The sequence below is a fragment of the Vibrio sp. 1CM2L genome (assembly GCF_023161695.1).
GTDB lineage: Bacteria > Pseudomonadota > Gammaproteobacteria > Enterobacterales > Vibrionaceae > Vibrio > Vibrio coralliirubri.
The window spans coordinates 771,413-784,342 of sequence record NZ_JALNTT010000002.1; the positions used below are offsets into that span (position 1 = coordinate 771,413).

15 protein-coding genes are annotated in these 12,930 nt (G+C 44.5%); 9 read left to right on the forward strand and 6 right to left on the reverse strand.

Annotated features, from left to right (window positions below):
- Positions 1–194: 194 nt before the first annotated feature.
- The gene (gene htpG, locus MSG34_RS08485; protein ID WP_048612176.1) at positions 195–2,099 is read right to left on the reverse strand and encodes a molecular chaperone HtpG; all 1,905 of its coding nucleotides are present in this window, start codon (positions 2,097–2,099) and stop codon (positions 195–197) included.
- A 270-nt stretch (positions 2,100–2,369) separates the two neighbouring features.
- Here htpG and MSG34_RS08490 point away from each other — a divergent pair, with 270 nt between their 5' ends.
- The 4 genes from MSG34_RS08490 to MSG34_RS08505 all read left to right on the forward strand — a co-directional run bounded on the left by MSG34_RS08490 (position 2,370) and on the right by MSG34_RS08505 (position 5,007).
- Positions 2,370–3,281, forward strand: coding sequence for a transcriptional regulator (locus MSG34_RS08490; protein WP_248337017.1), 912 nt, complete (start codon positions 2,370–2,372; stop codon positions 3,279–3,281).
- 1 nt (position 3,282) lies between these two features.
- A complete protein-coding gene (locus MSG34_RS08495; protein WP_017066005.1) occupies positions 3,283–3,798 on the forward strand; it encodes a regulatory protein ToxS in 516 nt (171 codons plus the stop codon).
- A gap of 114 nt (positions 3,799–3,912) precedes the next feature.
- Positions 3,913–4,668, forward strand: a complete 756-nt coding sequence (locus MSG34_RS08500) for a sulfite exporter TauE/SafE family protein (protein WP_248337019.1) — start codon at positions 3,913–3,915, stop codon at positions 4,666–4,668.
- Positions 4,669–4,686: 18 nt separating this feature from the next.
- Positions 4,687–5,007 carry a SelT/SelW/SelH family protein gene (locus MSG34_RS08505; protein WP_193840180.1) on the forward strand — a complete coding sequence of 107 codons (321 nt, stop codon included), beginning with the start codon at positions 4,687–4,689 and terminating at the stop codon, positions 5,005–5,007.
- 24 nt (positions 5,008–5,031) lie between these two features.
- Here the strand turns inward: MSG34_RS08505 and yfcE are convergent, their stop codons facing one another.
- From yfcE to MSG34_RS08530, 5 genes are read right to left on the reverse strand one after another with little or no spacing between them, the layout of a single operon-like run.
- Positions 5,032–5,577 carry a phosphodiesterase gene (gene yfcE, locus MSG34_RS08510; RefSeq protein WP_248337021.1) on the reverse strand — a complete coding sequence of 182 codons (546 nt, stop codon included), beginning with the start codon at positions 5,575–5,577 and terminating at the stop codon, positions 5,032–5,034.
- A 47-nt stretch (positions 5,578–5,624) separates the two neighbouring features.
- Positions 5,625–6,032: a CBS domain-containing protein gene (locus MSG34_RS08515; protein WP_017062206.1), complete on the reverse strand. Its 408-nt coding sequence runs from the start codon at positions 6,030–6,032 to the stop codon at positions 5,625–5,627.
- Positions 6,029–6,379 carry a P-II family nitrogen regulator gene (locus MSG34_RS08520; RefSeq protein ID WP_017062207.1) on the reverse strand — a complete coding sequence of 117 codons (351 nt, stop codon included), beginning with the start codon at positions 6,377–6,379 and terminating at the stop codon, positions 6,029–6,031. The genes MSG34_RS08515 and MSG34_RS08520 overlap by 4 nt, the downstream gene beginning before the upstream one ends.
- On the reverse strand, positions 6,369–7,163 hold the full coding sequence (locus MSG34_RS08525; RefSeq protein WP_050633837.1) for a DUF1538 domain-containing protein: 795 nt from the start codon (positions 7,161–7,163) through the stop codon (positions 6,369–6,371). Before MSG34_RS08525 ends, MSG34_RS08520 begins: the two co-directional genes overlap by 11 nt.
- On the reverse strand, positions 7,160–7,894 hold the full coding sequence (locus MSG34_RS08530) for a DUF1538 domain-containing protein (RefSeq protein WP_248337023.1): 735 nt from the start codon (positions 7,892–7,894) through the stop codon (positions 7,160–7,162). Before MSG34_RS08530 ends, MSG34_RS08525 begins: the two co-directional genes overlap by 4 nt.
- Before the next feature lie 289 nt (positions 7,895–8,183).
- On the opposite strand from MSG34_RS08530, the gene MSG34_RS08535 reads away from it, so the two are divergent.
- The 5 genes from MSG34_RS08535 (at position 8,184) to MSG34_RS08555 (ending at position 12,799) form a co-directional block, all read left to right on the forward strand.
- Positions 8,184–9,098 (forward strand): TIGR01777 family oxidoreductase, encoded by a 915-nt coding sequence (locus MSG34_RS08535; RefSeq protein WP_048606498.1) that lies wholly within the window; start codon positions 8,184–8,186, stop codon positions 9,096–9,098.
- A gap of 43 nt (positions 9,099–9,141) precedes the next feature.
- Entirely contained in the window at positions 9,142–9,969 is an 828-nt protein-coding gene (locus tag MSG34_RS08540; RefSeq protein WP_248337024.1) for an SDR family oxidoreductase, read from the forward strand.
- A gap of 396 nt (positions 9,970–10,365) precedes the next feature.
- Positions 10,366–11,220 (forward strand): co-chaperone YbbN, encoded by an 855-nt coding sequence (locus MSG34_RS08545; protein ID WP_172379888.1) that lies wholly within the window; start codon positions 10,366–10,368, stop codon positions 11,218–11,220.
- A gap of 196 nt (positions 11,221–11,416) precedes the next feature.
- A complete protein-coding gene (locus MSG34_RS08550; protein ID WP_017063395.1) occupies positions 11,417–12,346 on the forward strand; it encodes an SPFH domain-containing protein in 930 nt (309 codons plus the stop codon).
- A 3-nt stretch (positions 12,347–12,349) separates the two neighbouring features.
- The gene (locus tag MSG34_RS08555; protein ID WP_017072438.1) at positions 12,350–12,799 is read left to right on the forward strand and encodes an NfeD family protein; all 450 of its coding nucleotides are present in this window, start codon (positions 12,350–12,352) and stop codon (positions 12,797–12,799) included.
- Positions 12,800–12,930: the final 131 nt, after the last annotated feature.

Sequence of the window (12,930 nt, forward strand, 5' to 3'; positions counted from 1 at the left end):
GATTAGGTCGAGCATTCTATCACATTAATATTCAATTTGGCTGAATTTACGACTAAAGAATGCATCGACAACATTTGTTGTGACGATAACGGTGACGTTGACCACGTTAGGTCATTTTTCAACGACGTTCATAAAAAAAGCCCGCATTTGCGAGCTTTTTATTACAATTGTTGGCTTAACCTAAAGTCGAAAGACTAACGCTTTGTTAGTAGCTCGTTGATTGCACCCAAGAATTGTGACGGATCTTCCATTGAGCCTTTTTCAGCCAGCATAGCCTGGCCAAGGAGTAACTCAACCCAACGGCCGAACGCTTGCTCATCAGCTTCATCAGCCATCTGTTTCACAAGTGCGTGCTCAGGGTTAATCTCGAAGATGTACTTCACTTCCGGCGCCGCTTGACCCGCAGCTTCAAGAAGCTTCGCCATTTGCGTGCCCATTTCGAAGTCGTCAGTCACAACAACAGCCGGTGTTGTTGCTAGCTTAAAGGTCGTACGAACTTCTTTAACACGACCACCTAAGTAAGATTGGGTACGCTCTACAACAGATTTGAACTCTTCTTCAGTCTCTTTCTGCTTCTCTTTCTCTTCTTCACCTTCAAACTTGCTTAGATCTAAGCCCGCTTTAGTGATCGATTGGAACTGTTTACCGTCGAAGTCAGTCAGGTAGTTCATTACGTACTCATCAATACGATCGTACATTAAAACCACTTCAATACCTTTAGCTTTGAACTGCTCCAAGTGTGGGCTGTTCTTAGCGGCAGCGTAGCTATCTGCTGTCAGGTAGTAAATCTTATCTTGGCCTTCTTTCATGCGCTCAACGTAAGATTCTAGGCTGATGGTTTGTTCAGCAGAATCCACTTCCGTTGACGAGAAACGAAGTAGACCAGCGATCTTCTCTTTGTTCGCCATGTCTTCAGCTGGGCCTTCTTTCAATACTAGGCCGAACTCTTTCCAAAACTCTAGGTACTTGTCATTGTCATTCTTTGCCATGCGCTCAAGCATAGTCAGTACACGCTTGGTACATGCGCCACGAAGAGACTGAGTTACCTTGTTGTCTTGCAGGATTTCACGAGACACGTTCAATGGCAGATCGTTTGAGTCAATCAAGCCACGAACGAAACGCATGTAAGATGGCATAAACTGCTCTGCGTCATCCATGATGAATACACGCTGCACGTAAAGTTTTAAGCCACTCTTGTGGTCACGGTTCATCATGTCCCAAGGTGCTTTCGCTGGGATGTAAAGCAGGCTTGTGTAATCGTTCTTACCTTCAACCTTGTTGTGGCTCCAGGTTAGTGGATCAGCAAAGTCGTGAGATACGTGTTTGTAAAACTCTTGGTACTCTTCTTTCTCGATATCAGACTTGTTACGAGTCCAAAGTGCTTGCGCCTTGTTGATCTGTTCCCAATGCTTCTCTTCGGTGTCTTTACCTTCGTCATCTTTCACTGCTGTGAAGATAGAAACAGGAATGCCGATGTGGTCAGAATATTTACCAATCACTTCACGCAGACGCCACTCATTTAAGAACTCTTTACCGTCTTCACGCATATGAAGAATGATGTCAGTACCACGAGACTCTTTAGTGATGTCTTCGATTGTGTAATCGCCTTCACCTGCAGAGTGCCACTGAACAGCTTCATTGTTCGGCAGGCCAGCTGCACGTGTGCGAACCGTTACCGCGTCTGCAACGATGAATGCAGAATAGAAACCCACACCAAATTGACCAATCAGTTGAGAATCTTTGCTTTGGTCTTCAGACAGCTTTGAGAAAAAGTCTGCAGTGCCTGACTTAGCAATCGTACCTAAATGCTCAATAACGTTGTCACGGCTCATACCGATACCGTTATCAGAAATGGTTAACGTGTTTGCTTCCGCGTTGAATGAAAGTTTTACACCTAGATCTGCATCACCTTGGTAAAGGTCACCGTTCGATAGAGCTTGAAAACGAAGCTTATCAGCCGCGTCAGATGCGTTAGAGATCAGCTCACGTAGAAAGATTTCTTTATTTGAATACAGTGAGTGAATCATTAGATGAAGTAGTTGTTTTACTTCAGATTGAAAGCCACGAGTCTCTTTATTTTGCGTTGCCGTTTCGCTCATTTTTACTCCAAAACATCTATACTTTATGTTGAATAATCATAGGGGCGTAACACTTGATGCCACTCTTCTGTTCATTAACATGAGGATGACAAATGTAAATTCAAGGTCAAAAATCATAAAAACACTGTTTTTTTGATCTGTTTTTATTATCCTTGAGCCTGATAAATATAAAAGAACATAAAAGAAGCCATGATTTGGTGAAGAATTAACGGAACTTCACCTGAGATTTGTCTATTTCGCACCCAAAACAACCCAAAATAGAAGAATTCAATGAGCAATATCGGCACAAAGTTTATTCTCGCACAGCGGTTCGTATTCGACCCAAACAGCAATTCACTTGTTGATCAAATGAGCGACGGTGAAGTCGTACGTCTTGGTAGCAATGAAAGCCGCATTCTCCTGATGCTGTCAGAAAGACCCAATGAAGTTATCACTCGCAATGAGTTGCACGAGTATGTTTGGCGAGACCAAGGTTTTGAGGTGGATGACTCAAGCTTGACGCAAGCCGTATCGACGCTGAGAAAAATGCTCAAAGACTCGACTAAATCTCCTGAATTCGTAAAGACAGTACCTAAGCGCGGTTACCAATTTATTGCGACCGTTGAGCGCTCTGCCCCACTATCATCAAATGATCAGCCAGTAGCCGCTGAAATTGCAGAAAATGACGTAGAGCCTATCCTAACGTTTGCAACGCCTGCAGCGACTGAAGAAGCGATCAATGAAACGGTTGAACCAGAGCCAATTGCAAAAGTTCAAGAGAATAAGGTAGAAGTAGAACCAACAACCGCTCCTGTTGTAGCTCCGACTAAAAGCACCAATAAATGGCTAACATTTTGGTTGCTGCTTGCCGCTTTCATCATGCCGATTCTCGTTTTAACGTTTACTAACCCGGCAGAGTCTGAGTTCAAAACTTTGACTGAAGTGGATGGTGTAAAGGTTCAATCACCGGTTAACCACCCAGACCTCAGCAGTTGGCTGCCAGCGATAGAAAAGTGTGTATTACGTTACAACACGAATCACACTGGCATGCTAAAGCCGACTGAAGTAATCGCAACAGGTGGACAAACCAATAACCTAGCCCTCAACTACATTCACCCGCAAGATTACTCGAGCGAAAATGTAACTCTAAGAATTTACGCAAATCAGTCGGATCTAAACGACATTTGTAACGGTGGTCAGTAACATGAAATTAAAAGTATCGATTATTTTACTGGTTCTATCGGCATTCTTGAGTGGTTGGTTATATTGGGGCAGCGATGCAAAAGTAGAGCGCTTGCTCACTCAGCATGAGTGGCAGTCGAAAATGGTGACGCTGATTAGCGATAACAAGCAAGCTGACTCAATCGGCCCGCTTCGTAGAGTTGAACTATCATCGAATGCGAAATACCTACCAAATGGTACATATTTAAGAATGTCAGTGGTGAGACTTTACGGTAATCAAACTGAACCCGCGAATGTCATCAACATCTCTGAAACGGGTCAGTGGGATATTAACGACAACTACTTACTGGTTTCGCCAACGGAGTTTAAAGATGTGACTTCGGCTCAGCGCCAAGACTTTTCAGAAGAGCAACTAGAGCTTATCACTCAAGTCATTAAGATGGACGCAGAGCAAAGCCGCCGCATAGACATTGTTAACCCGAAGGCACTGCTACTGACTAGCTTAAATCATGGTTCTACCGTATTGTTTTCAAACTAAGATTGGATCGCTATTTACTGTTTATGAATAGCTGAATACCATGAAAGGCTAAACCAATAGAAAAAGGGGCATGAAGCCCCTTTTTGTTATCTGAAGCTAACAAATGAAGACTCTATGGATTGGATAAACTCACTAGCTCTGTTCTTTGGCTCTTTAATCGCCAATACCTTAGCCTCCTTATCGGGTGGCGGAGCAGGACTCCTGCAATTCCCACTGCTTATATTTCTTGGCCTCCCCTTTTCCGTCGCTTTAGCCACTCACAAAGTCGCCAGTGTCGCATTAGGTTTGGGCGCCGCGTATACCCACATTAAAGGCGGTACTCTGAATTGGAAGCTTTGCTGCTACTTGATTGTTGTCGGCAGCATCGGCGTGGTCATTGGCGCGAATATTGTGCTACTGATTCCCGACAATATTGCTCAGAAACTGCTTGGGGCAATGATCTTGGCGCTAGGTGTCTACTCTCGACTCAAGAAACAACTAGGCCAAGAGGAACACCTGAAAAATCGCAACACCAGAGGGTGGATCGTAGGTGGCTTTGGTCTGGCGCTGATCGGTGTTATTAACGGCTCACTGACCGCAGGTTCAGGGCTATTGGTGACCTTGTTTCTCGTTCGGTGGTTTGGCTTCACATACAAACAGGCTGTTGCACTCACCATGATATGCGTGGGTTTGTTCTGGAATGGTATTGGTGGGTTCGCCATCGTTCAAGCGGGAGCCCCCATCTACTGGTTATGGCTACCAATATTGTTGGCAAGTTCATTTTTAGGTGGCAGTTTAGGGGCCTATCTAGCCAACCGTTCAAGCAATCAGCTCGTCAAAACCGCTTTTGAAATATTGACGTTTGCCGTTGGCATTAAACTACTGATATAGAATTTAAAAGGATTAACCATGAAGACGGAACAACCAAATCTGGCGCCAGCGAAAGAAACAGCAGCAAAAGCCACAATCGCCATACACTATTGCCGTCAATGTAATTGGATGCTTCGCTCTAGTTGGTTATGCCAAGAGCTACTGCATACCTTCAGCGAAGAAATTGAACGAGTGAGCTTACACCCAGACACCGGAGGCAGGTTCGAAATCTTTTGTAATGGTGTGCAGATTTGGGAAAGAAAAGCAGATGACGGTTTTCCAGAAGCTAAAGTTCTGAAGCAAAGAGTGCGAAACATCATTGCTCCAGACAGAGATCTCGGCCACGTAGACTCAAAATAAGCCTTTCACAGCCGATCCAATGATTTAACGCTGGCCACTCACGAGAACATCACCTTCAAGGCTAATGACTTTGAAGGTATTGTTTTCATAGATGCCATAGCTCGCCGCGTGTCCCTCTCGTGGGAATGTCACCGAGCTAGGATTAAAGATAAAGATGTCATCTTGGTATTCGGCGACAGGAATATGGGTATGACCGTGTGCAATGATATCGCCCGCCTTCAGCGCAGGGCGTTTATTGATGTTGTACAAATGGCCATGCGTTAGGAAGATACGTTGACCTGATTCTAATAGCACCCACGAGTAATCCATCATCATTGGAAAAGACAACAACATCTGATCCACTTCGCTATCGCAGTTGCCACGAACGGCAATGATCTCTTGAGAAAACGCATTCAACTTATCTGCAACCGCCGGCGGGTTGTATCCTTCTGGGATCGGATTTCTTGGTCCATGATTCAGAATATCACCCAATAGAACTAAATATTGCGCACCAGACGCTTGGTAGAGTTCTAATACCTTTTCTGTTGCTGGCAGCGAACCGTGTAGGTCTGAAGCAAAAAATAATTTCACACGTACTTCTCCATAAAATTTATGAGCCTATTGTACGTATCTAAATGCTACACGTCATCTCTCGCCATACCGTTGATCACGATATTATTGTAACTAACCATACCGACTATCTTGTTATCACGAACTACTGGCGCACGGCTGATACCAAAGCGTTCAAACAGGCGAGCGCAATACTTTACGTTCATCTCTGCAGACACGCTTAGCGCTGGCTTGGTCATGATCTCATAAACATTAGTTCGCTTCGGAGATCGGTTCTTAGCCAGTACTTTCTTGGCAATGTCATTCATCAATACGATGCCGTATTCATCATCTTCGTGGCGCTTATCGACAATGATGGCTTTCACTTTGTGCTTCTTCGCCATCTCTATCGCTTCTAACACAGTGGTTAGCCCATCGATAATCACGTACGTATTGGCCATGACATCACCTACTCGGATTTTTTCACTGGTACTCATAACTCATCCTCCACAACCTTAGTTAATGTCTCGACTTGATGCGCAACCCCGACTGCGTCTTCGATATCGATCTGCACCGCTATACCTTGTCCTGACTCCTGGTCAAACTCACCGACTTCGCCAATAGTTTCAAGAATATGCCTCGCTAAGTGTTCCTCAACCACAAACAGCAACACATCTTTTTGCACCTCTAACGTTAAGCCGAAGAAGGTGGTTTTTTGGTTTAAGCCTTGCCCTCTGGCGTTATTAATCACCGTTGCTCCAGTCGCGCCCGCATCACGCGCGGCATCGAGCACAGTATCGGTCTTGCTCTCTTCTACAAACGCTAAGATAAGTTTAAAGCGCATCTTTGCTCTCCTTAGAGGTGTGTAAACGGTTTAACCATTGTGTTATTTGGGCATAACCCATCACCGAAATAATGGGAAATAAGCTGGCAAAGGCGATCAACCCAAAGCCATCAATAACAGGATTTCTTCCTGGTACAGTAGAAGCGAGTCCAAGCCCGAGCGCCGTCACTAAAGGGACTGTCACCGTTGATGTAGTGACGCCACCCGAATCGTAGGCCAATGGAATTATGAGTTTTGGGGCGTAAAAGGTTTGAATGACCACGACGACATAACCAAAAATGATGTAGTAATGGATCGGGTCACCCGCAACGATACGGTAGCTACCCAGTGAGATACCGATAGCAACCCCCAATGCCACGGCGATCCTCAGCCCATTGACGCTGATACTGCCACCGGAAACTTGATTTGCCTTAATCGCCACTGCGATCAAAGAAGGCTCGGCTATCGTGGTGCTGAAACCAATACAAAACGCGAAAAGATAGACCCAGTAATAATCAAACCAAACTAAAGCAAGACCAGAACTGATCTTAAACTCAGTCAAAAAGCTTGGTTCAGTAAGTTGCATTGCCATCGTCTCCCCCAAAGGAAACAACGCGAGCTCCAACCCCATCAAAAATAGAGATAAACCTAGGATGACGTAAAAGAAACCAATGAGCACTTTGGCTAGGTTATTGACGGGCTTACGCAATACCGCCAACTGAAAACCAAAGATGATGACCGCAATCGGGATCACATCCATCACAGTGCCGAGAAAGGTGTCGATAAATTGTTGAGCACTGATCATGTCACCACCATCCCGTACACCATGACAAACATCATTGGCAGCAACGAAGCAAACGCGATCAACCCAAAACCATCTATCATCGGATTACGCCCTTTAATTGCCGAGGCTAAACCCACCCCTAACGCAGTTACTAATGGAACGGTGATCGTCGATGTTGTCACTCCGCCAGAGTCATACGCAATTCCAATGATGTTTTCCGGAGCAAATGCAGTGAGCACCACCACTCCAATATATCCACCGATGATCATGTACTGGATTGGCCAACCTTTTAAGATTCTAAGCACACCGAGTAAAATAGCGATACCAACCGACAGTGCCACAGTAAAGCGCAGGCCATCGGCATACTGCTCCATTTCATCTAACGTATTGGGGATTACCCCTCCCTCAGCTGCCACGTCTGCGGCTTCGGCAGCGACTGCGGTTAACGCTGGCTCGGCTATGGTGGTACCAAAACCCAAACAAAAAGCGAAGATCAATAACCAGAACACACTCCCCTTTCTGGCAAATGCTTGAGCCATCGATTCGCCAATTGGAAACAACCCCATTTCAAGGCCAAAGATAAAGAAAGTGAGTCCAAAAACGACGAGCACTAATCCGGTTAGAATAGATAAAAGATGAGGAAGTGGCTCTTGTAAGACAGCAAGCTGGAAGAAAGCGATTACCGCCACGATTGGCAATAGATCCCTCAGGCTACCTAACATGGCTCGAAACAAAGCAAGCACTGCCGTCATCGCAATTCCTTGTCGCTGGTTATGAATTAATAATAATCATGGCAAATCCTTATCATTGCTTATGTGACAAATATTACGCAGTTGGTAACATATCCGAGTAAAGTGCATAAGTGTGATAACGGTACACATCCTGACTTGATGAATTTAATTTCACTCCTTTGTAAATTGAAAAAGGCGTAATTTGGGCATCACACGATTGAAACCTTATGATCGTTATAGTGATTTTTTCGTATTGATTGGCGACTAAAAACAAGCCATGTCTATAATTATGTTTAATAGGGAGATTGGTATGAAGATATTGTTAACGGGTGGTACTGGATTTATTGGCTCTGAATTGGTCAAGAGTTGGAACACTGACGACGTGACACTGCTGACGCGGAGTCCTGAAAATGCGAAGCAAAACCTAAATCACCTCAACCAGAACAACCTTCATTACATTCAATCCCTTGATGAGCTCAGTGATCTCAATGACTTTGATGTAGTGGTCAACCTCGCGGGTGAACCGATTGCCGATAAGCGTTGGAGTACAGAGCAAAAAGAGAGGATCTGTAACAGTCGCTGGCACATCACTGAAAAGCTGGTCGAATTAATTCATGCCAGTAGCAACCCGCCACACGCTTTTATTAGCGGTTCAGCCGTCGGCTACTATGGCGATCAACAGCAGCACCCGTTTGACGAGTCACTGCAAGTAGAAGATGAAAGCTTTCCTCATAAAGTCTGTGCCCACTGGGAAGAGATAGCCAAGCGAGCACAATCAGAAAGCACACGCGTGATACTACTGCGAACAGGGGTTGTACTTGGCGAGAATGGCGGCGCACTCAAGAAGATGCTATTGCCTTATAAACTCGGCGTCGGTGGTCCACTAGGTTCAGGTGAGCAGTACATGCCATGGATTCACATTCTCGATATGGTGAGAGCCATCAATCACTTGTTGTCTATCCCTCACGCTCAAGGGGAATTCAATATGTGTGCCCCTCACCCTGTGACCAACAAACTGTTCAGCAGCACGTTAGCGAAACAATTAGGCCGACCGCATTTTTTATTCACGCCGAAATGGGCAATGTCAATTCTCATGGGAGAATCATCTTGTTTGCTGTTTGACAGCATTCGCTCCAAGCCGAAGAAACTCACTGAGATGGGATTCATCTTTAGTTACTCAAGAATCGAGCCGGCACTAAAAAACTTGTTACAACATCAAGACTAATTCTTTACCCTAGAGCGATAGAGACTCTAATAAAGGATTAAGTGTGAACAAGTCGATTCTGATTACCGGTTGCTCAACAGGTATTGGCTATACATGTGCTCATGCACTTCAAAAGCGTGGTTTTCATGTCATTGCATCTTGTCGTGATCCACAAGATGTTCAACGCCTTCAAGATGAAGGCCTCACCTGTATTCAATTAGATCTTTCCAACCAAGAAAGTATTGAGCATGGCGCCAAGCTTGCTATTGATCTCGCACCTAATGGATTGTATGGATTATTCAATAACGGTGCTTACGGTCAAGCAGGGGCGCTAGAAGACTTACCGACCCAAGGACTCAGAGAACAATTCGAAACCAACTTCTTTGGTTGGCATCATCTCGTCTGTCAGATCCTTCCGCACATGCGCGAGCGTGGCGAAGGTCGAATCGTACAAAACAGTTCCGTATTAGGTTTTGCAGCCATGAAGTATCGTGGCGCTTATAATGCTTCTAAATTCGCGATTGAGGGTTGGACGGATACCTTACGATTAGAACTGCATGGCAGCGGTATACAGATCTCATTACTGCAACCTGGGCCAATTGAGACTCAATTTAGAACCAATGCCCTGAAAGCGTTCAATAAATGGATCAACATTTCTGGCAGCGCTCACCAAGACGCGTACCAACAACAAAAAGGTCGACTCGAAAAAGAGTCATCGAATAACGCTTTTGTTCTGCCTCCAGAAAGTTGTATTGAGCCGGTATTCCATGCTCTCACCGCCGACAAACCCAAGCTAAGATACCGAGTTACCACCCCAACTAAAGTGTTCGCGGTATTGAAAAGGATCCTACCGAGTCGCTTGCTAGACCCTATTTTGAGAAAAGCTGCATAAATTACTAACTTTGAATGCAGAGTCGCAAACTTTAATGTAACGATGTAATTTTTCCGTAACAATAAGATGTCATGATTATCCTATCCCATCAATTATTCCCAATTGATGGTTCTACTCTGGAAATCTCATGACTTTAAACCGCCTTAATTGGGTAGGTGTGGGTCTGGCTATTACGTTGTTTATTCTGTTTTGAGTATCTCACGCAACGCCTCACTGACTACCTCGATGATAACGCTATGCCTTCCATGTTGAGATAACAACTCTATCAACATCGAAGCATAGCGTTTTTCTATTTTTGGTTCTTTTTATCCGAGATAACCGAGTTAGATCTTGAAGTTACCGACTAATCCCCCCATATTTGCAACGTATCCACAAAACAAACCTCAAGGAACGTAAATGCAATCTCCGCATATTGTTGAACTTAATGAGCAGAACTTTCGTCAAGTATTAGAAGGTTCGATACAGACCCCTGTACTCATCCATTTTTGGGCACCAATGAGCCAAGAGAGCGCCCAAGTCATTCCTGAACTGCAAACTTTAACTCAGCAATACAACGGTGCCTTCACCTTAGCCCTGCTCAATTGCGAACAAGAGCAAGCTATTGCTAGCCAGTTTGGTGTTCAAGCACTGCCTACTATTGCACTGTTTGTTAACGGTCAGCCAGTCGATGGACTCGGTGGCCCTCAAAGCATAGAAGCGATTGTCGATATGCTAAGCAAGCACCTTCCTAGCCAAGATGAACTTGCTTTACGCCAAGCGCTTGAGCAAATGCAAGCTGGCGAGCACACACAAGCACTAGCAGCAATGCAGCAACTTCCAGCAGAGCTGACGAATAAAGGTGAAGTAAAACTTGCGATCGCAGAGTGTTTGTTAGAAACGCAACAATTTGACCTTGCTGAAACTCAGCTAGCAACTATCCCTCTTGAGTACCAAGACAACTACTACAAAGGCTTAGTTGCAAAGCTTGAACTTCATAAACAAGCAGCAGACAGCCCTGAAATACAAGCATTAGAAGCCGCTCTTCAGCAAAATCCGAGCGACGCTAAAACTGCATCTGAATTAGCATTGCAATATCACCAAGTGAACCGCAGTGAAGAAGCTATGGATCTATTATGGTCTTTCCTAGCCAAAGATCTTAATGCTCTCGATGGTGACATGAAGAAAGAGTTCATGGACATCTTGAGTGCGCTTGGACAAGGTAACCCAGTTGCCAGTAAGTACCGTCGACAACTGTACTCTCTGCTTTACTAGTTAAACCTAAAAAGCGGTAGATTAAACATCGAAATTGACCATTCAATCAATTAGTTTATCGCATAATAGAATGTAAAATGGGCCATAAAATCAATATTTTATGGCCCATTTCTCGTTTATAAATTTGCTCAGAATTTAAATATGAGCCAGTATCAATACTGAACTATCAAAAACTTAAACTTGCAAAGGAATTTGTATGCCTATTGATACCTTGATTACTATCGGCGTCTTTACTGCCGTCGCACTGTTATTTATCTTCGCTGGCGTAAAAACCGTTCCACAAGGCAACAACTGGACCGTTGAACGCTTCGGGCGATACACACACACCCTTAAACCGGGCCTTAACTTAATCATTCCATTTATTGATAAAGTTGGACAGCGCATCAGCATGATGGAGCGTGTTCTCGACATCCCAGCACAAGAAGTCATCTCCAAAGATAATGCCAATGTGGTTATCGATGCGGTTTGTTTTGTTCAAGTTATCGACGCGCCTAAGGCAGCTTATGAAGTGAATGACCTTGAGCATGCGATCCGTAACTTAACCCTCACCAATATCCGTACTGTACTTGGCTCGATGGAACTGGATGAAATGCTGAGCCAGCGTGACATGATCAATACCAAGCTACTGAACATCGTTGATGAAGCGACAAACCCTTGGGGCGTAAAAGTCACCCGTATCGAAATTAAAGACGTACAGCCACCAGCAGACCTTACTGCTGCGATGAATGCCCAGATGAAAGCCGAGCGTAATAAACGTGCTGATATCCTAGAAGCAGAAGGTGTACGACAAGCTGAGATCTTGAAAGCAGAAGGTCACAAGCAATCAGAGATCCTGAAAGCCGAAGGTGAGAAACAAGCGGCAATATTGCAAGCAGAAGCCCGTGAGCGTGCTGCAGAAGCAGAAGCTAAAGCGACAGAAATGGTATCAACGGCGATTGCTCAAGGAGACATGCAAGCGGTCAATTACTTTATCGCACAAGGTTACACTGACGCATTGAAATCTATAGGCCAAGCTGAAAACGGCAAGATCATCATGCTACCACTCGAAGCAACTGGCCTTATGGGTTCTGTCGCAGGTATCGCGGAGATGTTTGCACATAAGAATGACAAAGGTAGTAAGGACTAACTTATGGTCGAATTACTAGAACAAGTAAACCACTGGCATTGGTTAGCGTTTGGTCTAGCATTGTTAGCGCTTGAGCTAATTGGAACCGCTGGTTACTTTTTGTGGATAGGCATATCTGCCATGCTGGTCGGTGCCCTATTAGGCGCACTACCAATCGGTTGGCAGATACAATGGCTGTCCTTTGCAAGCTTCTCTCTGATTACCACTTGGTTGTGGTGGAGAAGACAACTGTCTAATGACAAGCAGTCAGATGCAGGGCGCGAGTTAAACCAAAGAGAGAAACAACTAGTAGGTCAAACCGTTATTTTAAGTGAAGACGTAAAGAAAGGTAGCTGTCGAATTAAGTTCGGTGACTCTTCTTGGTCAGCAAAGGCCAGTCAAGATATTCCATCTGGAACCGAAATTAAGATTGTCGCTTTAGACGGAATCGTTCTAATAATAGAGCCTTTATAAGCAAGAGGTATATGAAGCCTGCGTTTTCAACAAATGCAGGTTTTTTTGATTCTCTAACCTCAATAATATTTGAATTATCATTGTGATAGATTGAATTGAAAAAAAAATAAGTTCTTATTTCGTAAAGCTAA